The organism is Acinetobacter sp. ANC 4169 (genome assembly GCF_002135355.1).
Classification (GTDB): Bacteria; Pseudomonadota; Gammaproteobacteria; order Pseudomonadales; family Moraxellaceae; genus Acinetobacter.
This window is the reverse complement of sequence record NZ_NEGE01000033.1, coordinates 1-904: the sequence shown is the minus strand read 5'-3', so window position 1 is coordinate 904 and position 904 is coordinate 1. Positions and strand designations below refer to the sequence as shown.

The 904-nt window shown below is 40.8% G+C and carries 2 tRNA genes and 1 rRNA gene; all 3 read left to right on the top strand.

The window, feature by feature from the left end:
* The first annotated feature begins 32 nt into the window (after positions 1-32).
* Positions 33-109: transfer RNA gene (locus B9T26_RS15510), tRNA-Ile, on the top strand.
* Between the two features lie 71 nt (positions 110-180).
* Positions 181-256, top strand: a tRNA-Ala gene (locus B9T26_RS15505).
* 411 nt (positions 257-667) lie between these two features.
* Positions 668-904, top strand: a 23S ribosomal RNA gene (locus tag B9T26_RS15500); the annotation flags it as partial.

Below are 904 nucleotides of genomic sequence, written 5' to 3'. Positions count from 1 at the left end.
CAACAAGTTGTTCTTCATGACGATGTATCTGAGGGTCTGTAGCTCAGTTGGTTAGAGCACACGCTTGATAAGCGTGGGGTCACAAGTTCAAGTCTTGTCAGACCCACCAAATCTGACTAACGAAGCATTTGAATAAAATGCAGCAAACAGAAAATCAGAACATTGACTTATTGATAAGCTGGGGACTTAGCTTAGTTGGTAGAGCGCCTGCTTTGCACGCAGGAGGTCAGGAGTTCGACTCTCCTAGTCTCCACCATCACTTACATTGATTTGCAAATGATCAAGCAAACGTAAGATGAGCTAAGAAACATACAAACAGCAAGATAGCTTATAGAGCTTAGTAAGAAAGCGGCGTATAATGCGCGGCATTGTTATTAATCTCTGTGATTTATCACAGTTTCCTGACCTGACGAAGGCTGGAAAAATCATTAACAGAATATATTTGAGTTGAAATAATTTGTTCATACTCATAACTGACATTAACACTAGCAGTGATTTATTACTGTGATGTGAAGATGAAAGAAATGAGTTACTAGCGAAATTAACTGAATCAAGCGTTTTGGTATATGAATTAAATTGAAGCTGTACGGTGATTAAATTCACAGTGCTCTAAACTGTTATGTTGGTTGATCTACTTGTAGGATCAAACGACTGTTTGGGGTTGTATAGTCAAGTAATTAAGTGCATGTGGTGGATGCCTTGGCAGTCAGAGGCGAAGAAAGACGTAATAGCCTGCGATAAGCTCCGGGGAGGCGGCAAATATCCTGTGATCCGGAGATTTCTGAATGGGGAAACCCACTTACCATAAGGTAGGTATCGCAACATGAATACATAGTGTTGCGAGGCGAACGAGGGGAAGTGAAACATCTCAGTACCCTTAGGAAAAGAAATCAATTGAGATTCC